This window comes from Nocardia sp. NPDC050717, assembly GCF_040654275.1.
Classification (GTDB): domain Bacteria; phylum Actinomycetota; class Actinomycetes; order Mycobacteriales; family Mycobacteriaceae; genus Nocardia.
Window position 1 is genome coordinate 246,058 of record NZ_JBFAHR010000003.1, and the last position, 22,836, is coordinate 268,893.

Genomic DNA, 22,836 nt, shown 5'->3' on the forward strand with positions numbered 1-22,836 from the left:
ACCCGGTATGGACCTCGGCATCGACACCCGCCTCACGCTGCTCGCCACCGGCCTGATCTTCCTGAGCGCCCTGCTGCTCGGGGCGTGGAAGTACCACGGCATCCGGACCTCCGCCGAGGGCGCGGCGCACGTCTACGTCGACATCGCGCATCGCGCGGCGCTGATGTACTCCTTCGCCGGGGTGCTGCTCGCGGTGTTCACCGAGCTCAGCGCGTGGCCGACGGTCGTCAACCTGAGCGCCGACCTGGTGATCCTCGGATTCTTCGCCGGCGCGATCGCCAGTTACGCGCTGCACGGCGCCAAGCGCGACACCACCAACCAGTTCGCCGGCGCGATTCCCGCCGGGCTGCGGCTGTCGATGTACGGGCTGATCGCCGGTGAGGTCGGCGGGTTCCTGGTGCTGTTCAGCGGCTTCGTCGCCGGCCAGTTCTGATCAGAACGACCGCACCACAGCCGTTTCCGCGGCGCCGAACAGGTCGATGTCGGAGCCGAACTTCGCGCCCAGCAGCCCCGCGAGACCGGTGACGAACAGGATCGCGACCACGGCGATGAGCGAGCGCGACCGCGGCACCCTCGGCACGGGCAGGGACAGTCCGCGCGTCGGCTCGGGAACCGGTTCGTAGTGCTCGACCGGCTGGCCGTAGCCCTCGTCCCGGATGGGGACGGTGTGCGAATAACCCTGCGGCACATCCCGGCACCCCGGCCTGCCGCACGCGCCACCGCAGCGGTGATAGGGGTCGGGGGTGCCGTAGTCGAGCGGGTACCGGTCCTGGTCGTGATAGTTGCGGGCAGGCAGCGACGCCATGAATCGGCCCCCTTCGAATCGTGCTGCGCGCCAAACTATCCGGTGCGCCGAGCAGCACACGCGCCACCGGCACACAGGTCCTACGGCGTAGCCCGATAGTAGAGCGGACCGGCGCGGCCCGCCAGACGTACAGCTAGACGGCGGCGACCCGCTTGGCCAGATCATCGGCCAGCTGTCGCGCCTGCGCCGGGTCGGTCGCCTCGACCATCACCCGCACCAGCTGCTCGGTTCCGCTGGGCCGCAACAGCACCCGGCCCGATTCGCCGAGCACGCGCTCGGCCTCGGCGACCGCGTCGCGCACCTCGGGGGCGGCGGCCACGGCGGCCTTGTCGCTGACGGGCACGTTCACCAGCACCTGCGGCACCGTGCTCATGACCGCGGCCAGCTCGCCCAGCGACCGGCCGGTCTGCGCCATCCGTGCCATCACCCGCAGGCCGGTGAGCACACCGTCGCCGGTGGTGCCGAAGCGCGGGAACACCACGTGGCCGGACTGCTCGCCGCCGAGGCTGTACCCACCGCGGCGCAGCTCCTCGAGCACGTACCGGTCGCCGACGGCGGCGGTGAGCACGGTGATCCCGGCGGCGCGCATGGCGATGTGCAGGCCGAGGTTGCTCATCACCGTCGCGACCAGGGTGTCGTCGACGAGTTCGCCCGCCTCGCGCATGGCCAGCGCCAGCACCGCCATGATCGCGTCGCCGTCGACGGTCTCGCCCGCGGCGTCCACCGCGAGGCAGCGGTCGGCGTCGCCGTCGAGGGCGATGCCGAGATCGGCGCCGTGCTCGAGCACCGCGGCACGCACGGCGTCGAGATGGGTGGAGCCGCAACCATCGTTGATGTTGAGGCCGTCGGGCTCGGCGTTGATCGCGATGACCGTCGCGCCCGCCTCCCGGTACACCTGCGGTGCCACCTCGGCGGCCGCGCCGTGCGCGCAGTCGACGACAACGGTCAGCCCGGACAGGTTCTGGCCGGTCGATTCGAGCAGGTGCTCGACATAGCGTTCGTGGGTGCCCTCGACGGTGTAGTCGCCGCGCACGCGGCCGATCCCCGCGCCGGTCGGGCGCACGGTGACGCCGTCGGCGATCAGGGCCTCGATCCGCTGCTCCACGGCGTCGTCGAGCTTGTGCCCGCCTGCCGCGAAGATCTTGATGCCGTTGTCGGGCATGGGATTGTGCGAGGCGGAGATCATCACGCCGAAGCAGGCGTCGTAGAGGCCGGTCAGGTACGCAACGGCGGGGGTGGGCAGCACGCCGACGGAGAGGACGTCGACACCCACCGAGGTCAGGCCCGCGGTCACCGCGGCCTCGAGCATCTCGCCGCTGGCCCTCGGATCACGGCCGACCACCGCGACCGCGCGCTTCTTGCCGCGCGAGAGCACCTGTGCCGCCGCGGCGGCGACGCGCATCGCCAGTTCCGGACTCAGCGTGTCGTTCGCGAGTCCACGAACACCGTCGGTGCCGAACAGCCGTCCCATAAAACCCTCTACTGGTAGTAGGTCCCCGAATACAGCACGAGAGCAGGCGACCAGCCGTGCTGGAAGCCTGCTCTCGCACACGTGCTCCGCCGACCGGGCTCGTCCCCGCTCTCGCGGGGAGCATACCTAGCGGATGCGAACGATGGTGGCCGGCAGTGCGTAAATCAGCGCTTCGAGTACTGAGGCGCCTTACGGGCCTTCTTGAGGCCGTACTTCTTGCGCTCGGTGGCACGCGGGTCACGGGTCAGGAAGCCGGCACGCTTGAGCGCGGGGCGATCCTCGGGGGTGACCTCGATCAGCGCACGGGCGATGGCCAGACGCAGCGCGCCCGCCTGACCCGAGGGGCCGCCACCGACCAGGCGAGCGTAGATGTCGAAGCTCTCGACACGCTCGACGGTGACCAGCGGGGACTTCACGAGCTGCTGGTGCACCTTGTTCGGGAAGTAGTCCTCGATGGTGCGGCCGTTGAGCACGAAGTTGCCCGAGCCGGGAACCAGGCGCACGCGAACGACGGCTTCCTTACGGCGGCCGACGGTCTGCACGGGACGATCGATCACGATCGGCTCGTAGGAGGCCTCGTAGACGGTCTCGCCGTCTTCGTAGCCTTCGCCGTCTTCGACGACCTCGACCACGGTCTCGTCGACCGCGTCGAACTCTTCGGGGGTGAACTCTTCAGGAGCGGTCACTGGGCCACCTGCTTGATCTCGAACGGAACCGGCTGCTGCGCGGCGTGGGGGTGGTTCGGGCCTGCGTAGACCTTCAGCTTGCCCGCGATCGCGTTGCCCAGCTTGTTCTTCGGGATCATGCCCTTGACGGCCTTCTCCACGAGACGATCGGGACGGGTCGCCAACACCTCGCCGACAGTGCGCGACTTGAGGCCGCCCGGGTGTCCGCTGTGGTGGTGGATCAGCTTGTCCTGCTTCTTGTTGCCGGAGATGGCAACCTTGTCCGCGTTGATGATGATGACGAAGTCGCCACCATCGACGTGCGGTGCGTAGGTCGGCTTGCCCTTGCCGCGCAGCAGGCCAGCGGCCTGCACGGCGAGACGGCCGAGGACTACGTCAGTGGCATCGATGACGTACCACTTGCGGGTGACGTCACCTGCCTTGGGGCTGTACGTAGGCACAGTCGTTCCCTGTCTGTCGTCGGTGTTGCCGGCCACGGGGTGCGGATCGAATCGTCCCGGCGGCCGGTGGAGACCCGGGACTTCGACGTGCTGCCTCCCTCACGAGAAGGGAAACGTTCCACACACCAGCGGACCACGATACCAGCCACGCATCACCGGGCCACAATCGGGCCGAGCCCCTAGATCACCACCGGCGGTCCCGGGTCGGTCGCCCCCGCCGGGCTGGGGAGGCGGTAGCGCAGGGTATCGATGCCGGGGGTCGCGCAGGAGTCGTCGTCCACCAGTCCGCCGCCGCGCGCGCTCGCGATGCCCTCGGGCGGGATCGTGTGCGCGTACGGCGTGAACGCGCAGGCCACCGGCTCGGCCGCGACAGCGGGGGCGGCGGTGCCCGCGTGCCAGGCGGTCGCGGCCAGCGCGACGGCGCCGACCACCGCGGGCGCGCCGAAGAAGCCCTTCTTCACCTTGCCGAGCAGGTTGCCGCGCGACGCGTCGTCCTCCGGGTCGTCGAGAGCGTGCCGTCCCCCTGACTGCGCGGGCGGACCGGCGACGATCCCGGCCGGGCTCGGCGGCTGGCCCGGCGCGGGCGCCGACGGCGGCGCGCCCCAGCCGACCTGCGCGGCGTAGCCCTGCCCTGGATGCGGCGAGTCCGGGTAGTCGTCCTCGTCCAGCCCCGGCTCGGTGACCAGCAGGTGCGCGGCGCCGAGCACCAGCGCGTGCATCGGATGATCGGCCACCTGCAGGCGCTGGCCGAGGTGGTTCTGGAAGGCCAGGCGCAGCGCGTCGTTGAAGCAGACGTTGCCCGCCAGCAGCACCGTGGAGGTGTCGGCGCCGATCGAGCGGGCCGCGGCCATCGCCTCGATGACCACGTTGTCGGCCGAGCGGGCATCGCGCAGCGCCTCGGCGCTGACGGCAACCTCGACCGATTCGGTGGGCTGTTCGTCGTCACCGTGCACCGCGACGACCAGCAGCGTGCGGCCGTCGGAGTACACGCCGGTGGCGCCGATGCCGTGCCGATGCCGCTCACTCGGCGGGGAGACCAGCCCGAGAGCGCGCACATAGCCAGAGAGCGCGACGCTCTCCGGCAGCGGCTCGACGACCACGTCGAGCTGCTCGACCAGGGCCGCGTAGATGTCGACCTTCTCGTCGGGCCAGCTGTCCGGGTACGGCAGCGCGACCAGCTGCGGCTTGCCGCGCAGGTACTTGCCGACCGCGGCCAGCGGGTTGTACAGCCGCGCACGGAACACCAGTTCGGCGGGCCAGGTGGCCCCGGCGATCACGATCTGCGGGTGCCCGAGGATGTCGCGCACGTCGGCGATCGCCATACCGAGATCCGGCCGCTGCCGGTCGACGCCCGCGGTGTGCAGCCGGCCCGCCGCGTCGGCGAGCAGATAGGCGGGTGGGGTGTAGGTGCCCTCCACCTGAACCGGGCGGATCGGGGTCTGTCCGCCGCCCGCGGCAACGGACACCACATCCCACCCCAGATGCAGGGCGCCAACTCGAACGGTCACAGGCTCAAGTGTGCCCGGTCGGCGAGCGGCGCGCGCAGCTTGCCCGCCGATACGGCTCTGACCTGCCGATCGCTCATGATTGCGTCTTCTTCAGGCGCAGCCGGCTCCAGGTGATGACCGCCAGAATCGCGGTGATCACCACGAGCAGCACGATGTCGAGAATCCAGATCCCCGGCTCGTGCACCCAGAGCGGGTCCTCCTGCGCGCCGATGACCAGCTCGCGCAGGTCGACCGTCGCCGCGCCCGCGGCGTAACCCCAGCGCGAGGGGAACAGGTACGACACCTGCTCGAGGCCGACGCGGTCGGTCACCGGGATCAGGCCGCCCGCCATCACCAGCTGCACCATGATCATCACCACGAGCATCGGCATGACCTGCTCGTTGGACTTGGCCAGGCTCGACATCAGCAGGCCGAACACCACACAGCAGACCGCCGTCATCGCGATGTCGATGTAGAGCTCGACGCCGCCGGGTGGGATCAGCGCGCCCTCCGGCGGCGCCTTCTTGCCGAGGAAGGTGATGCCGACCAGCACCGCCGACTGCAGGAACGCGGTCACGCTGAACACGACGATCTTGGCCATCAGATACGCCGAGGGCAGCAGGCCCACCGCGCGTTCGCGATAGAAGATCGACCGCTCGCCGACCAGGTCGCGCACGGTGAGCGTGGCGCCCATGAAGCAGGCGCCGAGGATGAGCACGACGAGCAGCTGCTGGGCCTCACCGCCACTCGACCGCGCGAACGAGCCGTCCGGCTGGGCGATCAGCGGGCCCTCGGTGAAGCCGTCGGTACCGGGAACCACCAGCGACAGCGCGCCGAGGATGAACGGCAGCACCACCAGGAACGCGAGATAGCCGCGGTCGGCGAAGATCAGCCGCAGCTGCCTGCGCGCCAGCGTGCTGAACTGGCGCATCCCGCTGGACTGCGGTGGCGCGCCCGCGTTGCCGCGCTGCAGCGGCTGAGGTGGCGGTGGGGGCGGCACGTAGGCCTGCCTGGATCGGTAAGCGGCGAAGGCCTGGTCCGGGTTGGCCGCGACCTTGGCGAAGATCTCCGCCCAGTCGGAGGTGCCCAGCGCCGCGCCGACGCCGCCGGGGTGGCCCGCGAAGGCCGTCTTGCCGCCGGGCGCGAGCAGCACCACCTGGTCGCACATGTCCAGGCAGGCGACCGAGTGCGTCACCACGATGACCACGCGGCCCGCGTCGGCCAGTTCGCGCAGCATCTGCATGACCTGCCGGTCCAGCGCCGGGTCGAGGCCCGAGGTCGGCTCGTCCAGGATCAGCAGCGAGGGACCGGTGAGCAACTCCATCGCGACGGACGCGCGCTTGCGCTGACCACCGGAGAGCCGGTCGACGCGGGTGTCGGCGTGCTGGGTGAGCGAGAGCTCCTGCAGCACACCGTCGATCACCTGCTGACGGTCGGCCTTGGTGGTGTCGGGCGGCAGTCGCAGCTCGGCGGCGAAGCCGAGGGCCTGACGGACGGTGAGCTGACGGTGCAGCACGTCGTCCTGCGGGACCATGCCGATACGGGAGCGCAGCGCCTCGTACTCGGCGTGCAGGTTGCGACCCTCGAAGGTGACCACACCGCCCGAGGGCTGGGTGTTGCCCGCGATGAGCTTCGACAGCGTCGACTTGCCGGCGCCGGAGGGGCCGATCAGCGCGGTGAGGGTGCCGCGGCCCGCCTGCATGTTGACGTCGACGAGCAGCTGCTTGTTGCCCTCGACGGTGAATCCGACGCCGTGCACCGAGAGCCCGAGTTCGGCGACCGGCTTCTGCCGATGCGCCAGCGCCCCCTGCGCGACGACGAAGTCGATGTTGCCGATCGTGACGATGTCGCGCTCGCGCAGCACCGTGCGCTGCTGCCGGTGGCCGTTGACGAAGGTGCCGTTGGCCGACCCGAGGTCCTCGATGACCAGCCCCTCGGCCGAGGACACCAGGCGCGCGTGCTTGCGCGAGGCCAGCGGATCGTTCACCACGATCTGGTTGTCGGAGGTACGGCCGATGCTCAGGCCGCCGGGCGGGATGCGGTCACCGCGGGCCACCGGCTCGGTGGAGGCCGACTTGCGCACCGGCGGCAGCATCGAGGAGTCGGCGCGCCGGGTCATGTTGATGTTGTCCTGCGGCGCCATCGGCTGCGGCTGCGACGGCAGCTGCGAGGTCGGCACGTACTGCGGTTGCTGCGGCGGATTCGGTCTGGCCTGTTGCGGCGGGAACGGCTGCTGCGGACGTTGCGGCGGCCGGTGCTGAGCGGGCGGCTGGGACGGCTGGGCGAGCATCGTGGCCGCGTGGCGCGAATTGGGCGCCGCCGGGACCAGGTGCAGGAGCGGCCCGCTGATGGCGTCCCCCAGACGCACCTGCGTGGGCCGGTCGATCGAGACGGGCTGGCTCAGCCTGCGCGCGTCGACGAACACGCCGTTGGTGCTGCCGTTGTCGGCGAGCACCCAGGCGCCGTTCTGGAAGCGCAGAGTGGCGTGCACGCGAGAGACCAGCGGACTGTCCACGAACAGGGTGACCTCGGGCGCCCGGCCCATGGTGATCTGCTGGCTCGCTTCGAAGACTCGTTCGGTTCCATCATGGCGCACGGTGATGGTCTGCGCCCCCGGTGAAGACATGGAGCGGATACTATGCCATCGCCCGGACATCGGCGGTGCCCCCGAGACGGCTGAAAGCCCGATCCGGCACTCGACCTGCCCATGTTTCCGGCCGATCAGGGGGACTGATGTCGAAAGGCCAAGTGTTCGTTGCGATCACCGCTGCGCTGGTCACACTGCTGAGTGTGGGCTGCACGCGGGCGATCGACGGTCACGGCGTCTCGATCTACGACGATCCGTTCAAGGTGGCCGGTCTGCCGACCACCGGCGGACCGAACGGGCCACGCCCCGGCGTCCCCGACACGACGCTGACCGCGACCAACGGCGACGGCGGCGAGGTCGACACGCTGGCACTCAACGCGATCGACGACATCCAGGCCTACTGGCAGGGCGTGTTCGGCACCGAGTTCCGCGGCGAGACCTTCGAACCGGTCGAGAAGCTGATCTCCTGGAACGCCCGTGCCCCCCGCGGCCAGGCGGTGGAGTTCTGCAAGGAGACGACCTACCACCTGGTCAACGCCGCCTACTGCCGCAGCGACAACTCGATCGGCTGGGACCGCGCGATGCTGCTGCCCACCATGACCGAGACCTTCGGGAAGATGTCGGTGGTGATGGTGCTCGCCCACGAGTACGGCCATGCCATCCAGACCATGGCCAAGCTGGTCACCAAGAAGACGCCGGTGCTGGTCAAGGAGCAGCAGGCGGACTGCTTCGCAGGCGCGTTCATGCGCCACGTCGCCGAGGGCAAGTCGAAGCACTTCACGATCAACACCTCCGACGGCCTGAATTCGGTGCTGGCCGCGACCGTTTCGATCCGCGACTCCGACCCCGACGACCCGGAGAGCGTGCACGGTTCGGCGTTCGAGCGGGTCACCGCCGTGCAGATCGGGTTCACCGACGGCCCGCGCGGCTGCAAGGGCATCGACGACGAGGAGATCGACCAGCGACGCGGCAACCTCCCGCAGAGCTTCTCCGGCGACCAGGGCCGCGGCGAATACCCGATCTCGAAGGACAATCTGGTCGAGCTGAGCAAGGCTCTGCAGGCCATCCTCCCCGTCGAGGACAGCCCGACCTACGACTACTCGGGCGCGAAGATCGACTGCGCCGACGGCGCCGCCACCGAGCCCGTCACCTACTGCCCGGCCAAGAACGTCATCGCCACCGACGTCCCCGGTCTGGCCGAGCGCGGCGCGGTCGACAACGACGACGACGGCCCGCTGCCGGTGAAGGTCAGCGGCGACTACAACGGCTACGTCGTGTTCATCTCCCGCTACACCCTCGCGGTGCAGCGGGGACACGGCCAGCAGCTGACCGGCGCGAAGACCGGCCTGCGCGCGGCCTGCCTGTCCGGCGTGGTCACCGGCAAGCTGGCCGAGCCGGGCCGCCCGGCCAGCCAGGGCGACATCCAGCTCTCCGCGGGCGACCTCGACGAGGCGGTCTCCGGCCTGCTCACCGACGGCCTTGCGGCCAGCGACACCGAGGGCAATACGGTGCCCAGCGGATTCTCCCGGGTCGACGCGTTCCGCGCGGGGGTCCTCAACGGCGAGACCACCTGCCTGTCGCGCTACAGCTGAGTTTTGGAGCGCTAGCGCGCTCGAGGTCGCGCCCCTTGTGTCGCTGACGCGGCGGACCCTCCTCGAGGTCGGGTCGTGCGGTGCCGGTGGGGCGGGGGGACTTGCGGGGTCAGCCGAACGGGGGTGGTGCGGCGGGCTCGTAGCGCAGGACCCGGTTGCCGATCATGATCTCGGTGCCGGGGATCAGCACCAGTGGCTGGTTCGGGGTGAGCCTGATCCAGTCGCGATAGCCGGGCAGCCGGCTGCGCGTGCCGTTGGTCGACCCGCGATCGAGCAGCTGCACATCCCAATTCACCAGGTGCACTTCGGCGTGCGCGCGGGACATGCCGCCCGAGGTGTCGTCGACCCGCAGCGGGACCAGGCCGCGCTGGGCGGCCTCGGAGTGCTCCGGGTCGCGGCCGATCACCGCGTCGGCGGCGAGCAGGTAGGTCATGCCGTCGTCGAGGACGAGCATGCCCAGCGGCGGTCGCACGACCTCGCTCAGCGCCTGGGTCTGGTCGACGGGCATGCCGCAGACCGTGCAGAACGCCGAGCGCGGATCGCTGGGATGCGCACGTGCGCACTTGAATCCCATCACCTTGACCGTGAGCACCGTCGCCCGCGCGGTCGCTTCCAGCCGTCGTTGCAGGTCGGGATCGGGCTCGGGGGCCGGATTGGTGCCGCCCGCGCGGGTCTCGGCGTTGTTCGGATCGGGCGGTGTGACCGCGGGATGGCCGGGTCCGGTCGCGTTACCCGCCGCGTCGAGCATGGAGGTCGCCGGTTGCATCCCGGTGGCAGGCTGCTCGACGGGACGCGAACCCGCTTGCGGCCCACGCGGTTCCCGATCGATGCGCGCGGTCGGCGGTGGTGGCCTGCGCACCTCGCCCGCCGGCTCGGCGGTCCGCATCCGCGAGCGCGCGCCATTGGACCAGATCACCGCCCCGCCCGCCTGCGCGATGCCCTCGACCAGCCAGCCGAGGCCGCGGTCGGGCGGCAGATCCGGGATGCGGCCCTTGGCGTCGTCGACGAACAGCGCGACCGCCCTGGCCGGTTCGGACGCGACCCGGTCGACGGTGAACGCGGCATCGCTGCCCCGGTAGTACTCGTTGGCGCCGTCACCGGCGAGCACGGCGGTGACCGCGCCGTGCAGGAAGATCGCCACGCCGCCGTTGTCGGCGGCCGAGAGCACCCCGAAATCGATCGGGACGCCGGGCGAGATCTGCTCGGCGTACTTCATCAACCAGCGCGTCGCCTCGCGGGCGATCACCGAGCCCGGTCCGCCCGGCTGGTCCTCGGCGGCGGCACGCACCAGCTCGGCCAGCGATTCCAGGGCGACGGCCGCGGTGTCCTCCGCGGTCGGGCGGCCGGGCCCCCGGTGCGCCACCACGATCACCGCGCCCGCGACCCGCGCGACCGCATGACTTCCTGGCACGACTTCGACCTGCCGATCCTTCACAGGTATCGGCCTCCACCGGAACCGCGCAGCAGGGTCGTCGCCATGTTCTCCAGACTATGGCAAACCCGCCCACATCGGTCCCCCTGGGCGGCTTTCGTCCGGTAACTTCACTGCTACAGCGCGAAGAACGCGAGGGGCCTGTGATGAGCAATTCGACCAAGATCCGGATCGCGTCCGCGCTCTGTTGCGCCGCGCTGACCGCCGTCCTCACCGGGTGCGCCGTGAGCGGCACCCCGGTCGCCGGCGAACCCGATGTGCGCGGCCTGGAAACCGGCACCTACGCCACCGACCGGCACAGCTACGACGACACCGCGGGCGAGGAGGGCGCACTGGTCGAGGGAATGCGGATGTCGGCCGCCGTCGTTCCGGCCGTGCGGATCGACCCGTCGCTGTCGCACGGGCGCGGCGGCACCGTCATCCCCGATGTGGAGCGGGCGCTCGATTTCGTCGCCAATGTGTCCAAACCCGTGCTGGAGAACCGGAAGTTCGTCACCGGCTACGCCGCGCTCGGCTCCGACAAGCCCGATCCGGTGGGCCAGACCCGACCCGCCGACGACACGACCGCGGTCACCACCGCCCTGCTCCGTTTCCCCGACGCGGGCGCGGCCACCCTCGCCGCGCGGGAACTCGAGGACGTGGACCTCGCGGTCTCGCCGGAGAATCGCAAGCTCGCCTCCACCAAATACCCTGAGGCATACGTGCATTGGCGGCCGAACGTGCCCACCATCGGGGCCTTCCTCGCGCACGAGGAGTTCGTGATCTCGCTGTTCATCCAGCGCCCACGCGCCGACTCCGCCGACCTCACCGCCTGGGTCGACAAGACCCTGGCCGCCGAGCTCGCCCAGCTCGCGACCTTCACCGCCACCCCCATGGGCGACCTCGCCGATCTCCCGGTCGACGGCGAGCGCCTGCTGGCCCGCGCCGTCGTCGAGGATCGCTCCGGGCTCGACCCCGATCAGCACTCCTTCGCGGTCTACAGTCCCGCGCATCTGGTGAACAACGCCGACGACCAGGCCGCGCGGCAGCGCCTCATCGAGTCCGCGGGCGCCGAGCACATCGCGCTCGTCGACGGCGGGTCGGTCACCCGGGTGCGCGACCTGGCCGGGGCGCAGGCCCTGATGACCGGCCTCATCGACAGCTCCGGCCACTACGACGCGCTGCCAGCGCCCACCGACATCCCCGGCGCCAAGTGCCTGCAGCTCAACGACGACGGCGACTCCGAGGAGGAGTACAAGTACCGCTGCTACGTCCCGTACAAGCGCTACCTCGGCATTGTCAGCTCCGACCAGGAGCCCGACGTCCGCCAGAAGATCTCCGCGCAGTACGCCTTGCTGGCGAACAGTCTGTGAGCCGTCGAGCCCGCCCGTGTGTCGGCGTGGTGTCGTAGGATTCCGCCGACCATCGATTCGGGGAGGGTGATCGTCGTGCGGACCCGGGGAATGCCGAGCAGGGTGTGCGTCGCGCTGGCGGCCGTGCTCCTGACCGTGGCCGCGTGCGGCACCGGTGACCGAGCGGCCGAGGCCACCGACCCGCCGGTCGATCTGGCCTCGCTCGATGTCGGCGGGTATGCCACCCAGCCGCGCGAGGTCGGTGTGGTCGCCAATCTCGATCAGGGGCGATTCATCGAAGCCGAACGGCTGGGCGATTTCGTGCCGACCCCGGCCGATATCGATCCGCGCTTCGTGCACACCAATCCCACGATCGCGACGGTGTTCCTCGACGCCGAGGCCTCGCTCGGCAAGATCATGGCCGTCGACCGGTTCGCCGAGACCGCGCCGGATTTCATCGGCGGGTTCGTGAGCTCCGCCGAAACCGAGCGCCAGAACAAGGGCATCGACATGGTGAACGCGGTCATGATCTTCCCCGACGCGCAGAAGGCCGCCGCGGCCGCTGTCGCCCTCGAGCGCGCCGATTTCGAGTACGCGCCGAACAACCAGCCGATCGAGATCCCCGGTTACCCCGCGGCGAAGGCGCATTGGCAGCCCGATCAGCAGTCGATCGGTTCCTGGTTCGCCACCGGCCATCTCGTCATCTACACCTGGCTCTACGACTACCTCAAGATCTGGCTGGAGAAGGTGGACAAGCAGGCGCTGCTGGATCTGACGCGCAAGAGCCTCGACACCATCGTCCCCTCGGTACAGAAGTTCGTCCCCACCCCGAGCGACAAGCTGACCACGCTGCAACGCGATCGCGACGGCATGCTCGGACGCACCGCGCCGCGACCTCGCGAGGACTCCTGGATCAATCCCCCTGGCGTCTACGCCGGGCGGACCGCACGCCATTTCACCTCCGACCCCGTCTCCATGGCGAAGATCATCGACAGCGCCGGCGTCGATCTGTACGCCAACGACGGTTCCGACGTCTACCGGGCGCGCGATATCGCGGGCGCCCAGGCGGTTCGCGACGAAATCGGCGGCCTGACCAAGAAGTTCACCCGTTCCGACGCGCCGAAGAATCTGCCCTTCGCCCAGTGCAAGGAGTACATCGGCCGGGAGCGGATGGCGGTGCGGTTCTACTGCGCGGTGTCCTACGACCGCTACGCCGCCTATGTCTGGTCGAACCAGCTCCTCGACGCCCAGCAGCGGATCTCCGCCCAGTACGCGTTGCTGGTGAACGCCGCATGAGGCGCCGCGGCACCGCGCTGCTCGCGGCCTCGCTGATCGCCGTGCTCACCGGCTGCGCTTCGGTGTCGGGCACCGCGACGCCGGCCGAGGTCGATATCCGCACCCTCGACGTCGGCCCGTATCCGACCGAGCCGTACGACGCGCACGACGATCCGAAACTGCCCGACTTCTACGAGATGTACAAGGTCGCCGGGATGCGGATCGCCGACTACGTCGTCAACTCCCACGACATCGATCCGCAGATGATCTACGGCAAACGCGCGTCCACCGTGTCCGCCGGGCTGCTCCCGCAGGCCCTCGGCAACGACATCGCGCTCGAACCCGTCGCGAAGAAGCACAAGATGCTCTACGGGTTCGAATCCAACGGCGCCTCCGCCGATGCCACGATCAACAGTCCCAGCACGTGGCCCAGCAAGAAGGACACGACCAAGTTCACCGCGACCACGATGGTCCTGCAGTTCCCCGACGCCGCGGCCGCGACCGCGGCGGCCAGGGAATTCCACGACGTCGATCTCGCCGCCCAGGAGGGTCGCAACCAGCCGGTCTCGCTGCCGAAATATCCTGCGGCACTGTCACATTGGCGTCCCGATGCACCCTTCCTGCGTACGGTCATGCCACACGGTCCGTACGTCATCGCCTTCCTGCTCTCGGTCCCGACACCGGATCTGGCGGGCCTCACCACCATGGCCGAGACGGCGTACACCAAGCAGATCGAGTCACTCGCCAAAACGACGCCGCTGACCGACGAAGAGGTCATGTCGCTGCCCTGGGACCCCGACCGGCTGGTCGCACGCACCCTCAATCCCGAGGAACTGTCGAACCCGGACGGCTCGGGGACCCTGCTCGTCACCGGTAAGCACGGCGTCCTGCACTACTCCGGCGACGCCCTGCCCAGCGATCGGCAATACGTCGACCAGCAGCTCACCGCCATGAAGGCCGAGCAGGTCGCGCTGTCGTGGGGCTCGATCGGCATCCGCACGCCCGACCCGAGCACCGCGCAGCGGGCGGTCGCCGACAAGCTGTTCCCCTGGCGGACCAAGGCCGAGGCCGCCGCGCCGCCCAACGTGCCCGATGCCGTCTGCGTGGAGAATCAGTCGCTGGCCACGAAGACCCGTTTCAGCTGCATGGTCGCCTACAACCAGTACGTCGGGATCGTCGGCGGCCACCAGCTCCTCGACGCCCACCAGCGCGCGGCCGCGCAATACGCGCTCTTCGCGAACACCCGTTGAACCGATGACTGCGGACTGTCGCGGCGGCCAGTATGCTCCCGCCGAGAAGCTGAAGCACGGTAACGACTCAGGAGATCGTAGGACATGGCGATGAGCCCAGGGACCATCGTCGGCGGGTATCGCATCATCCGCAAGCTGGGCGCCGGCGGCATGGGTTCGGTCTATCTGGCCAGTCACCCGAGCCTGCCACGGACCGACGCGCTCAAGATCCTGAGCGGCGAACTCAGCCGCGATCCCGAGTTCCGCGCCCGCTTCGAACGCGAGGCCAACCTCGCGGCGTGCCTGGACCACCCGAACATCGTCTCGGTCTACAACCGCGGCGAGGAGCACGGCCAGCTGTGGATCGCCATGCAGTTCGTCGAGGGCACCGACGCCGCCGCCGAGCTGGCGCGCGACCCGCACGCGATGACCCCGCTGCGCGCGCTGCGCATCGTCACCGAGGTCGGCAAGGGCCTGGACTTCGCGCACCATCGCGGCCTGCTGCACCGCGACGTGAAGCCCGCCAACTTCCTGCTGTCGAACACCTACGGCGACGAGGAACGGGTGCTGCTCACCGACTTCGGCGTCGCCAAGTCGACCGACGACGCCTCCGAGCTCACCCAGACCGGCAGCTTCCTCGCGACCATCGCCTACGCCCCGCCCGAGCAGCTCTCCGGCGGCCAGCTCGACCACCGCGCCGACATCTACAGCCTGGCGTGCTCGTTCTACAAGCTGCTCACCGGCCAGAACCCTTATCCCGCAACGCAACCGGCCCTGGTCATGATGGGCCACCTGCACGAGCCACCGCCCCGCCCGACCAGCGTGCGCGCCGGACTGCCGCCCGCCCTCGACCAGGTCTTCGCCCGCGCGATGGCGAAGAATCCGCACGAGCGCTTCCTGTCCTGCCGCGAGTTCACCGACGCCGCGGCGGCCGCCCTGGTCCCCGGCTCGAACCCCACGGGCCACCACACCTCACCGACGTACCCGATCCAGGCGCCGGCTCAGTGGGCCCAGGCGCCCACCGTGTCCGACCGGACCGTCCCCTCCGCCCCGAAGTCGTCGAAGAAGAAGAAAATCGCGCTCGGCGCAGGCGCCATGGTCGCCGCCGTCGCGGTCGCGGTGGGCGTCGGCGTCTGGGCGGCCAGCGGCGACAGCGGAACCGGCGGCGGACCGGCGACCACGACCGCGCAGAACGCGCTGAGCCCCGTCGAACGGGCCCGCCAGGACAACCCCGCCTTCACCGGCAAAACAGTCCTGATGGTCGACGTCGACGCCGAGAACAAGGTCGCCACCTACCTCGGCGGCACCCTGCAGACCCAGTTCCTGCAGGACCTCGGCTTCGTCTACAACTTCAACTACACCAAGTCCGGCGACGAGCCCTCGCCCCGCCCGGTCGCCAGCACCTCCGCCCGCCTCGACGTCCCCGACGACAGCTACATCCTCGTCGTCCGCAGCGACGAAAAAGCAGGCGGCGGCGGCCTCCTCGGCCTCCCGTACCAGATCACCGGCTCCCGAGCCACCGTCATCCCCATCGACGACCCGATCACCGTCACCTCCATCCGCACCTGGACCGCCAACTCCGAACAAACCCTCCTCTCCCGCCTGCTCCCCATCCTGAAGAGCCGGGTGAAGTAGTCCCCACGCCCCACAGCCGTGCGCACCGGAACCGAGGTCTGAGGGGGTTACGCGGACACCGTCGTAGATCACGCGTCCCGTCTGACAAGGAAGTCATAACCGCGGGTGCGCTACTATGCCCGCGAACCAGATCACCGGGGGCGGAGACTGATCAACAGTCACCCACGATCAGATCAGATGGATAGGCAGAGGGGGAGGGTGTGCTGCTCAATCGTGGTGCACGGGCGCGGCGCGCAGCGGTATCGGTGGCTGTCGCGGCCATGGTCTCGGCCACTGTCGGGTGCGGTTCCGAGGTGGCGGGAACCGCGACGAAGCCGGGGCCGGATACGTCGAAGCTGGACTTCGGCAACTACCAGACGCAGCCGCGCACGGTGGGCAACGCCAAGAACATGACGCAGGCGCGCGCCTGGGAGGCTCAGCGTCTCGGCGACTACGTGGCCCTTCCGTTCGAGGCCGATCCGGCCTATGTCAGGGACAACCGCTTCGATTCGTTCGTGGCAGGCACCCAGATCGTGCTGAACCGTAAAGGTCTGGGCGCGCTCATCGTCAACGACACCTTCGACGAGGTCGCCGAAGACCTCGTCGCCGGCTGGCTGAACTCCTGGGCGACGGCGCCCAACGCCGAGGGCAAACAGCGCAAGGCGCACCTCTCGGTCCTCATGTTCCCCGACGCCAAGACCGCCGAGTCCGTGGGCCCGACACTCGAGAACGACGACTTCACCTTCAACAGCGAGAACGTGAAGGTCCCGATCACCAAGTACCCGAAGACTTACGCGCACTGGCGCCCGTCGGTGTCGTCGATCGGTTCGTGGACCGTGCACGACCGGTACGTGATCTTCATGAAGCTCGAGGACGACACCCGAGCTCCGGACCTCGCTTCCCTGACCGCACAGGTCGAGAAGCTGCTGGAGGTGCAGGTCCCGCTGCTCGACAAGTTCGTGCCGACCCCGTCGGACAAGCTCGAACATGTACCGCTCGACCCGTCCGGTCTGCTCGGCCGGACTCTTCCGTCCGATCAGTCGGCCCCCGTACGCGCTCAGCCGGACGGCTTTGTCACTGGCCGCGGTGTCCTCAGCCTGTTCGCGGAGCCAAGCGCGGAGACTCTGCAGACGCTCACGAAAAACGGGGTGGACCTGATCACTTTCGGCCAGAGCGTTGTCTTCCGATCGACGACCGCGTCGGGAGCCAACGGCTTGTACGAGGAGTGGAAGAAGCCTGACGAGAATGAGCAGGTAGCTGAGGCGCCCGCCAACATGACCGTACCGGTCGAGTGTTTCGCCAACACCTACGAGGCAGAAGGCGTGCGAAAGACCGCGGACTACATCTGCTACATGCAGGTCGACCGCTATGTCGTCCAGGTACGCGACTCGAATCTGCAAGACCTGCATCAGCAGGTGGCCGCTCAGTACATCCTGCTCGCCCGCCCATGAGGAATCCCACGATGAAGTACTCCCTGCGGGTGGCGGGGCTCCTGGCTGCGCTGACTGTCGCATCCGGTTGTGCCGCACCCATTTCCGGCCAAGCCAAACCCGGAATGACTCCGGTTGATCTGGCCGCCTTGAAGACCGGTGCCCAGGTGACCGAACCGACCGAGTTCGTGGAGGGGTTCTCCTCACACACCTCGGAGCGGATCAGGTTGATCGAGGGCCGGCGGCTGCTCAATGTTCTCGTGCATCCGACCGACTTCTTCCCGTCCCTGAATACGCTCGGCTTCACCAAGATCTTCGCCAACGCCGACGCGATGTCGAAGACCGGCGGCATCCCGCCCCAGTACAACGACGCAGTTACCTCGAACAAGCTGGTTGTGGGCGTCACCGAAGTTCGTACGAACGGCAGTGTTCGCAACCTCGAGACAATGCATGTCGGCGTCCTGCAATTCGCCACGGAGCAGGATGCCAAGAACGCCGCGGCCGCGATGTTCCAAGTCACGAACACAGGAGAGCGACCCCGCCACCCGGTCACCATCCCTGGCTATCCGACGGCCAACGCCTCGAGCGCGGATGACACCGGCGTCAACGCCTTTCAACAGCATGGGCCCTTCGTGATCGTCAATTCGGTGTCGCAACCGACCCCAGACGTCACGGGATTGGCCGACAAGATCAAGAAGTCGATGGATGCCCAGATCCCAGCCCTCGACAAGTTCAAGGTGATCGCCCCTGACGACCTGATGGATCTGCCCCGCGACCAAGAAGGCATCGTCCGACGAACGATGGACAAGTCGGCGGGCAGCGGCGACCCATTCGGAATGAGCTTCTACAACGAGGACTTCGGGGTCTTCGAGCCGTCGGGCATCCTGCACTACGAGCGCAACACCCTCGAGACCCGCAAGGCATTCGAGGAGGCGGGCGTCGACCTCGTCGGGCGCCGCTACAGCACTGTGTACCGCACCCGCGACGTCGAGGCCGCGTTCAAACTGCAAACCGTGCTCGCGAAGCGAGACAAGAACGACACCGTCCTCGCGCCACCACCCGGCATCGCCGACGCCCAGTGCGTGCGGCTGGCGGAAGAGGACAAGAACCGCGAATACAACGGGTTCTGTGTTCTCGTGTACGACAGGTACGTAGCAGTGGTGATGTCGCTGGCGTCCGTGTCGAAGGCCGCCCTCGAAGTGGATCCGGTTCTGCAGGAACGTACCGCCGCGCAATACGCGATTCTGAAGAAGAGCGAGTAGACCATCATGCGAAAAACCCGTGTAGGCAGTGCGCTGGTGGTGGTGCTGGGTCTGGTCTTGAGCAGTTGCGGCAATGACGGCGACAACGCGGCGCAATCCACGCCGACGATCGACGTCGCCGCACTCGACTCCGGCAACTACCCGACCACGCCCACGAATCTCGAAGCCACCCGGTTCCCGAACTCTGGAGCGCTGCAGGAGGCGATCCGGATCGGTGCCGCGACCCCGCTTCCGTTTCAATACGACCCCCGGTTCATCTACTCGAAGGGCGGTCGTGGTGGTCTGCATCCGACCAAGACCCCGACAATCGGGGGAACCGGCATCGACTTCAAAGATTTCAACACTGTCATCCCCGGTCTTGTCGCGGGCTGGGAAAGCTCTGCCAACCGTCGCGACGAGATCAGTGCGGGGCGAACTGTCACGACGGTCACCATGAGGTTCGAAACCGCGGACCAAGCGAAATTCGCGGCAACCGAACTGTTCAATCGAACCCCCGGATCGCCGTATCAGGTTCCCAACTACTCCGACGCACTGATCAAGGTCGAGGACGACCCCGAGCCCATGCCGGTGCAGAACTTGCGCGCCATGTTGGTGCGTGGCGACATGCTGCTGCACATCCAGGTCGAGGACTGGCTCGGGCTCCCCTACGACCCCGCCGCAGACGCCGTGGTCGCACAGAAGTATTTCGACAAGCAGATCGAGATGCTGCGTTCCTACGCGCCGACTCCATTGAGCGACATCAAGGCGTTGCCGCTCGATCACGACGCCTTGCTGGCCCACGCCTTGCCGACCGAAGAGAAGAACAGGCCCAAGAACGGGACAAGTCCCGCGGCGGTATATCCGGCTCAGGCTGTGCTGCACCTCGAAGACAACGCCCAGACAATGAGTGCGGCGTTCGCCGACGCAGGCATCGACTATGTTGCCTTCGACACTGGTTCTGTGTACCGAACCCGTGACGAGGCAGCCGCGGGCCGGTTCGTGGCAGCGATGAACACCGGGACGCTCGACGATCGCGACTACGCTAAGGTCGATAGCCCTGCCAATCTGCCGACCACGAGCTGTTTCGACAAGAATCCTGCGGTGAAATACAGCTCCGCACGGCCGACGTGCCACGGCATCATCGGCCGGTACGTATTCGCGGTGAGCGGGCTGAACCTCCAAGACGTCCACCAACGCGCGGCCGCCCAATACAAGCTGTTGGCCGCGCTGGGGTGAGATCCACGTGGACTGAACGGTGCGTCAGCACCTGCTAGATTGCCCTGGTTGGCACGTGCACTGCGGGGCGCGCGAAGGATGAGGAGATGCGAATGGCCTTGCGGCCCGGCGCAATTGTGGGCGGCTACCGAGTGATCAAGGTCCTCGGAGCCGGCGGCATGGGTACCGTGTACCTGGCCCAGAATCCGAGCCTTCCACGCCGAGACGCCCTCAAGGTTCTGAGCGGTGACCTGTCCACGGATCCGGAATTCCGTGGACGATTCGAGCGCGAAGCCAATCTCGCCGCCGGCCTCGACCATCCGAACATCGTCGCGGTGTACAACCGCGGCGACGAGGACGGCCAACTCTGGATCGCTATGCAGTACGTCGACGGCACTGATGCGTCCGCCGAGGTCGCGAAAGGGCCGGCCGCGATGCCGCCACAACGTGCGCTACGCATCATCGGCGAGGTCGGCAAGGGGCTCGACTACGCGCATCGGCGTGGCCTGCTCCACCGTGACATCAAGCCGGCGAATTTCATGATCGCCGCAGCGGAGGAAGGCGACGAAGAACGCGTCTTGCTGACCGACTTCGGCGTTGCCAAATCGACCGACGACGGCCAAGACCTCACCGCTACAGGCAACTTCATGGCCACGGTCGCCTACGCCCCGCCCGAGCAGCTGATGGGCAGCACCCTCGACCACCGCGCCGACATCTACAGCCTCGGCTGCTCCCTGTACAAGCTCCTCACCGGGCAGAACCCCTACCCCGCCACGGTGCCGGCCATGGTCATGATGGGCCACCTGCACGAACCGCCACCGCGTCCCACGGCTGTCCGCCCCGACCTCCCGCCCGCGATCGACCGCGTGATCGCCAAGGTCATGGCCAAGGACCCCAACGACCGCTACAACACCTGCCGCGAGTTCATCCAGGACGCCCATTCCGCGCTGTACGGGTCCCAGATGCAAGCACCGGCAGCCCAAGGTTTCTCCACCGCACCTCGCATGCCGATCTCCGGCCCGCACACCGCGGCCACGGATGTCGTCTCCCCACAGTGGGGCACCGATCCGAGCCGAGCTGTAGCCACTCCCCAATGGGGCACCGACCCAAGCCGCGCAATCGTCGGCCAACCGCTCCAATCGGGCGGCGTCTCCGAGGCCGACCTGATCACCGCCCGCAATCCCTCGCCCTACCGGGAGAAGCGTGCCAAGAAGTTCCTTCTCCCCGGCTTGATCGCACTGGTGGTCGCGGCGCTCGTCGGCACAGGTGTCTTCGTGCTGACCAGGTCGGACAACTCCTCGACTGGTGGCGGCGCCGACCCGATGGCCCAGGTCCGCACCGCCCACCCTGAATTCAGCGGAAAGACGATCACCGCCTACAACTTCGGCAATTCCACGCTGTCGGTTGTGCTCAACCCGAGTGACCAGTGGAAGTTCCTGCGCGACTTGGATTTCGACTACAACTCCGAATACAAGGCGGTGGGCGACGAGAAGTCTCCGAGGGCGCTGTCGGTCGGAGACTACAACATCAAGAACAACACCGACGTGGTCCTCGTACTTCGCACTGACAGCCAAGCAGGCAACGGCGGATACCGCGGTCTTCCGTTCTCCTTGACGAGCGGCAACGCCAATGTCGTTGTCGTGGACGATCCGTCCACGGTTCAGGCTTTCCAAGTCTGGAGCAGCCAATCACAACAGATCCTCATCGACAAGATGGTGCCGATCCTGGCCGGGAAAATAAAATAGCCGAGTACGGAATGGGGGCCGAATGAGGATTACCAGCAATAGACTGTCGGCAATCGCCGTCGCAATCGCGGTGACGATGTTGTCTGCTGGATGCGGGGCAACCATTGCCGGATCTGCAGTGCCCGGTGCAACTTCCGTCGACCTTGACTATCTGCGCCCAGGCCCGTTCAAAAACGAACCGACACCATTCGAGTTTTCCTGGAACCCCACCACCGATCCGTCGAAATCTATTCAACTGATAGAGGCCAGGCGGATGCTCAGTCACCTCCTGCACCCGTTCGATATCGATCCCGAACTGACAATCCCCGGAGTCACGAAGATCTTTGCCGACGACATCAGCATGCCGTCGACCGGAGGACTCGGAGAGGAATACCGGACGCCACTTCGGTTCAATTTGAACTTCATCGGCGGGGTGTCGACTTCCAAATCCAACGGAAGCGTCCGATCTCCGAAAGAGCTGGCAGTCGCCGTTCTCCAGTTCGCGACGGATTCCGAAAGCGTGCGTATTGCGGACGACTTCCAGCGCATCACCTTGGCGAACGGCCCACGGACGGCAATCGAAATATCAGGAGCGATCGGGATTCGCGCCTCCAAGGATGAAAACAACACAGTACGTCTATGGGTGCCGCACGACAAGTATCTTGTCTGGGTCAAGTTCGACAATTCCGCCACCGACCTCGAAGGTGCCGTAGCCACTGCTCGAAGGTCCGTAGCACAGCAGATCGAGATGATCGATCGCTTCGTTCCGAGACCCCTGGACGACGTTTTGAACGAACCTCTCGATCCGACCAATATCATGCGACGAGCTGCGATCCGAGACACACGTGACAGTTCGGGTGCGAACTACTACTTCGAGGACTTCGGAACCTTCGAACCCGCAGGAATACTGCATTTCGTGCGCAACCCAGTCGAGACCCGAAAGAAGTTCGAAGAGACTGGCGTCGACTTGATCGGCCGACGAGCGAGCACGGTGTACCGAACCCGTGATCTCGCCTCAGCGTTCCAGCTACAGACGTTTTTCGCACGACCAGGTAAGAATGACATCGTTCTCAGACCACCGGCGGGAATCGCGGACGCCCAATGTCTGCGGCTGGACGTCGAAGATGCGAGCCGGAAATACGATTCGTTGTGTGCGGTGGTTTTCGACAGGTACGTTGCGGTTGTCACGGCCAACTCGATCAGTAGCGGCGAGATCGAAGGCGGCTTGCAGGAACGAACGGCGGCCCAGTATGCGATTCTGAAGAAGTGCGGGTAGC

At 67.6% G+C, this 22,836-nt stretch carries 18 protein-coding genes; 11 read left to right on the plus strand and 7 right to left on the minus strand.

Annotation, left to right across the window (positions count from 1 at the left end; genetic code table 11):
* The first annotated feature begins 7 nt into the window (after positions 1 to 7).
* Positions 8 to 433, plus strand: coding sequence for a hypothetical protein (locus AB0H56_RS09585; protein WP_357159744.1), 426 nt, complete (start codon positions 8 to 10; stop codon positions 431 to 433).
* On the opposite strand, the gene AB0H56_RS09590 is transcribed toward AB0H56_RS09585, so the two are convergent.
* From AB0H56_RS09590 to AB0H56_RS09615, 6 genes are all read right to left on the minus strand, one after another.
* Positions 434 to 805, minus strand: a complete 372-nt coding sequence (locus AB0H56_RS09590; RefSeq protein ID WP_357159747.1) for a hypothetical protein — start codon at positions 803 to 805, stop codon at positions 434 to 436. It abuts the gene before it with no gap.
* Between the two features lie 133 nt (positions 806 to 938).
* Positions 939 to 2,276 (minus strand): phosphoglucosamine mutase, encoded by a 1,338-nt coding sequence (glmM, locus tag AB0H56_RS09595; RefSeq protein ID WP_357159750.1) that lies wholly within the window; start codon positions 2,274 to 2,276, stop codon positions 939 to 941.
* Between the two features lie 164 nt (positions 2,277 to 2,440).
* Complete coding sequence (gene rpsI, locus AB0H56_RS09600; protein ID WP_357159753.1) at positions 2,441 to 2,962, minus strand: 30S ribosomal protein S9; 522 nt, start codon at positions 2,960 to 2,962, stop codon at positions 2,441 to 2,443.
* Positions 2,959 to 3,402, minus strand: a complete 444-nt coding sequence (rplM, locus tag AB0H56_RS09605; protein WP_022567307.1) for a 50S ribosomal protein L13 — start codon at positions 3,400 to 3,402, stop codon at positions 2,959 to 2,961. Before rplM ends, rpsI begins: the two co-directional genes overlap by 4 nt.
* Before the next feature lie 179 nt (positions 3,403 to 3,581).
* On the minus strand, positions 3,582 to 4,910 hold the full coding sequence (locus AB0H56_RS09610; protein ID WP_357159756.1) for a hypothetical protein: 1,329 nt from the start codon (positions 4,908 to 4,910) through the stop codon (positions 3,582 to 3,584).
* A gap of 73 nt (positions 4,911 to 4,983) precedes the next feature.
* Positions 4,984 to 7,515: an FHA domain-containing protein gene (locus tag AB0H56_RS09615; protein ID WP_357159759.1), complete on the minus strand. Its 2,532-nt coding sequence runs from the start codon at positions 7,513 to 7,515 to the stop codon at positions 4,984 to 4,986.
* A gap of 107 nt (positions 7,516 to 7,622) precedes the next feature.
* Between AB0H56_RS09615 and AB0H56_RS09620 the strand changes: the two genes are divergently transcribed.
* A complete protein-coding gene (locus AB0H56_RS09620) occupies positions 7,623 to 9,068 on the plus strand; it encodes a metallopeptidase (protein WP_280218777.1) in 1,446 nt (481 codons plus the stop codon).
* A 109-nt stretch (positions 9,069 to 9,177) separates the two neighbouring features.
* Here the strand turns inward: AB0H56_RS09620 and AB0H56_RS09625 are convergent, their stop codons facing one another.
* Positions 9,178 to 10,479 carry an FHA domain-containing protein gene (locus AB0H56_RS09625; protein ID WP_357159762.1) on the minus strand — a complete coding sequence of 434 codons (1,302 nt, stop codon included), beginning with the start codon at positions 10,477 to 10,479 and terminating at the stop codon, positions 9,178 to 9,180.
* Between the two features lie 167 nt (positions 10,480 to 10,646).
* On the opposite strand from AB0H56_RS09625, the gene AB0H56_RS09630 reads away from it, so the two are divergent.
* The 9 genes from AB0H56_RS09630 to AB0H56_RS09670 all read left to right on the plus strand — a co-directional run bounded on the left by AB0H56_RS09630 (position 10,647) and on the right by AB0H56_RS09670 (position 22,835).
* Positions 10,647 to 11,852 (plus strand): hypothetical protein, encoded by a 1,206-nt coding sequence (locus AB0H56_RS09630; RefSeq protein ID WP_357159765.1) that lies wholly within the window; start codon positions 10,647 to 10,649, stop codon positions 11,850 to 11,852.
* 75 nt (positions 11,853 to 11,927) lie between these two features.
* Positions 11,928 to 13,127, plus strand: a complete 1,200-nt coding sequence (locus AB0H56_RS09635) for a hypothetical protein (protein WP_357159768.1) — start codon at positions 11,928 to 11,930, stop codon at positions 13,125 to 13,127.
* On the plus strand, positions 13,124 to 14,356 hold the full coding sequence (locus AB0H56_RS09640; RefSeq protein ID WP_357159771.1) for a hypothetical protein: 1,233 nt from the start codon (positions 13,124 to 13,126) through the stop codon (positions 14,354 to 14,356). Before AB0H56_RS09635 ends, AB0H56_RS09640 begins: the two co-directional genes overlap by 4 nt.
* 84 nt (positions 14,357 to 14,440) lie before the next feature.
* Positions 14,441 to 15,970 carry a serine/threonine-protein kinase gene (locus tag AB0H56_RS09645; RefSeq protein WP_357159774.1) on the plus strand — a complete coding sequence of 510 codons (1,530 nt, stop codon included), beginning with the start codon at positions 14,441 to 14,443 and terminating at the stop codon, positions 15,968 to 15,970.
* Positions 15,971 to 16,170: 200 nt separating this feature from the next.
* Positions 16,171 to 17,400, plus strand: coding sequence for a hypothetical protein (locus AB0H56_RS09650; RefSeq protein WP_357159777.1), 1,230 nt, complete (start codon positions 16,171 to 16,173; stop codon positions 17,398 to 17,400).
* A gap of 11 nt (positions 17,401 to 17,411) precedes the next feature.
* A complete protein-coding gene (locus AB0H56_RS09655; RefSeq protein ID WP_357159780.1) occupies positions 17,412 to 18,641 on the plus strand; it encodes a hypothetical protein in 1,230 nt (409 codons plus the stop codon).
* Between the two features lie 6 nt (positions 18,642 to 18,647).
* Complete coding sequence (locus AB0H56_RS09660; protein ID WP_357159783.1) at positions 18,648 to 19,856, plus strand: hypothetical protein; 1,209 nt, start codon at positions 18,648 to 18,650, stop codon at positions 19,854 to 19,856.
* A 92-nt stretch (positions 19,857 to 19,948) separates the two neighbouring features.
* The gene (locus AB0H56_RS09665) at positions 19,949 to 21,580 is read left to right on the plus strand and encodes a serine/threonine-protein kinase (protein ID WP_357159786.1); all 1,632 of its coding nucleotides are present in this window, start codon (positions 19,949 to 19,951) and stop codon (positions 21,578 to 21,580) included.
* Between the two features lie 22 nt (positions 21,581 to 21,602).
* Entirely contained in the window at positions 21,603 to 22,835 is a 1,233-nt protein-coding gene (locus AB0H56_RS09670; RefSeq protein ID WP_357159789.1) for a hypothetical protein, read from the plus strand.
* Position 22,836 lies beyond the last annotated feature (1 nt).

Coding starts and splice junctions, on each gene's coding strand:
- AB0H56_RS09585 (WP_357159744.1), top strand. CDS start 8: ATGGACCTCGGCATCGACACCCGCCTCACGCTGCTCGCCACCGGCCTG.
- AB0H56_RS09590 (WP_357159747.1), bottom strand. CDS start 805: ATGGCGTCGCTGCCTGCCCGCAACTATCACGACCAGGACCGGTACCCG.
- glmM (WP_357159750.1), bottom strand. CDS start 2,276: ATGGGACGGCTGTTCGGCACCGACGGTGTTCGTGGACTCGCGAACGAC.
- AB0H56_RS09615 (WP_357159759.1), bottom strand. CDS start 7,515: ATGTCTTCACCGGGGGCGCAGACCATCACCGTGCGCCATGATGGAACC.
- AB0H56_RS09620 (WP_280218777.1), top strand. CDS start 7,623: ATGTCGAAAGGCCAAGTGTTCGTTGCGATCACCGCTGCGCTGGTCACA.
- AB0H56_RS09630 (WP_357159765.1), top strand. CDS start 10,647: ATGAGCAATTCGACCAAGATCCGGATCGCGTCCGCGCTCTGTTGCGCC.
- AB0H56_RS09640 (WP_357159771.1), top strand. CDS start 13,124: ATGAGGCGCCGCGGCACCGCGCTGCTCGCGGCCTCGCTGATCGCCGTG.
- AB0H56_RS09645 (WP_357159774.1), top strand. CDS start 14,441: ATGGCGATGAGCCCAGGGACCATCGTCGGCGGGTATCGCATCATCCGC.
- AB0H56_RS09655 (WP_357159780.1), top strand. CDS start 17,412: ATGAAGTACTCCCTGCGGGTGGCGGGGCTCCTGGCTGCGCTGACTGTC.
- AB0H56_RS09660 (WP_357159783.1), top strand. CDS start 18,648: ATGCGAAAAACCCGTGTAGGCAGTGCGCTGGTGGTGGTGCTGGGTCTG.
- AB0H56_RS09665 (WP_357159786.1), top strand. CDS start 19,949: ATGGCCTTGCGGCCCGGCGCAATTGTGGGCGGCTACCGAGTGATCAAG.
- AB0H56_RS09670 (WP_357159789.1), top strand. CDS start 21,603: ATGAGGATTACCAGCAATAGACTGTCGGCAATCGCCGTCGCAATCGCG.